The organism is Thermosyntropha lipolytica DSM 11003 (genome assembly GCF_900129805.1).
In the GTDB taxonomy this organism is placed as follows: Bacteria; Bacillota; Syntrophomonadia; order Syntrophomonadales; family Syntrophomonadaceae; genus Thermosyntropha; species Thermosyntropha lipolytica.
Window position 1 is genome coordinate 1 of the sequence record NZ_FQWY01000087.1, and the last position, 1,633, is coordinate 1,633.

The window sequence follows — 1,633 nt, forward strand, 5'->3', positions numbered from 1 at the left end:
TGAGCTGCTTTAATCAAATCATCACGGAATTTCGGATGAGCCAGTTCAATAATATTTTCCGTTCTCACCCATTGATTTTGCGCCCGCATTTTCTTAACTCCGTATTCCGTAGCTATATAATCAACCATATGCCGGGAAATAGTTACCGAAGTCCCTGGTTCAAAAGCAGGTACTATACGCGATACCAAATTGCCGTCTTTATCTGTATAGGTAGAAGGAAGGCATATAAAACTCTTACCTCCTTTAGACCACTGAGCCCCTAAAACAAAATCAGTCATTCCCCCATTACCTGAAATCTGCCTAAAACCAGAACTTTCTGCATTAACCTGGGTTAATAAATCTACCTGTACAGCTTGATTTATAGATATAAAATTATCATGCATAGCTATAGTCCGCGGGTCATTTACATAATCTACACTGTAGGTTGCCAAAGCTGCATTTTCATGCATAAAATCATAAAGCTTCTGCGTCCCCAGGGCAAAAGTATAAACCGCTTTAAACTTATCAAATTTCTTTTTAGCTCCTGTAGCCACCCCTGCCTCAATCATATCCATAAAGGCATCTACAAACATTTCGGTATGTATTCCTATATCTTTTACTCCTGCATCTTTTAAAATCTTCCCTATGGCGTTAGGAAGCCCTCCTATCCCTAATTGCAGACAACACCCATCATGTATATACTGAACCAAGTTTTCCGCCATCTTCTTCTCTACCTCAGTAGGAGGCGGTACTTCTGGGAGAACAGCTAATTTTTGATCTTCCGGAGCTTCCACTATAAAATCAATCTGGGATATATGTATAGCCTCCTGGCTCCCTCCCAGACAACGGGGCATATTTTTATTTACTTCTACACACCGGTATTTGGTATTCAAGAAACTGGTCAAGGATTCAGAACAGTTAGGCCCAAAATTAAAAAATCCGTTTTCATCCATAGGTCCTACCTGCTGCCAGCACCAGTCTACCTTTCGTCCCTGGTTAACTTCACCATTCTGTATGCAGTCAACACATGTATGATACAACATAGGAGCATAGGTAATATTATCATAATAATTGCGCAGAGCTCTAGTAGCAGCACTCCAGTGCCAATCCTGATAAAGAAAACTTTCCGGGTAATTTATAACTTCGGGAATAGGCGGTACGGTAACACAGCACATAAGCAAGACATCTCGTAATTCCGCATGTCTTTCTGCCAAAGCCTTTATCAGGGTTACCGGTTTACCATTAAAATAGCCTAACTTAATAGTCTGCCCCGATTGAACTTTAGCAGCAACTTCCTCCGCGGTAGTAAGCTTAGCCTTATACTCATCCCAGTATGACATTTTATTCCCCCCAGTATAAATAATCTAATCAATAATTTATACTTTCAGATAATATTTTATCACAAATTATATTTTTATGTACGAAAAAATTACAAAAAAATAAAATAAATTTTTAAATATTACATTTATAATAAATATTACATATATATATCACGAATATGATAAAAATTACAAGAATATTATATTCGTAATGAAATGCAGAAAAAAAATAATCCTGGCAACGACCTACTCTCCCACAGCTTCAGCTGCAGTACCATCGGCGCTGGAGGGCTTAACTTCCGTGTTCGGGATGGATACGGGTGTTTCCCCTCCGC

The 1,633-nt window shown here is 38.8% G+C and carries 1 protein-coding gene and 1 rRNA gene; both read right to left on the reverse strand.

The genetic code is table 11. The annotated features are described in order from the left end of the window. A partial coding sequence (locus BUB92_RS11115) for an acetyl-CoA hydrolase/transferase family protein (RefSeq protein WP_073093627.1) occupies positions 1-1,319 on the reverse strand: 1,319 nt, incomplete at its 3' end. Positions 1,320-1,531: 212 nt separating this feature from the next. Then, positions 1,532-1,633 (reverse strand): 5S ribosomal RNA (gene rrf / locus BUB92_RS11120); the annotation flags it as partial.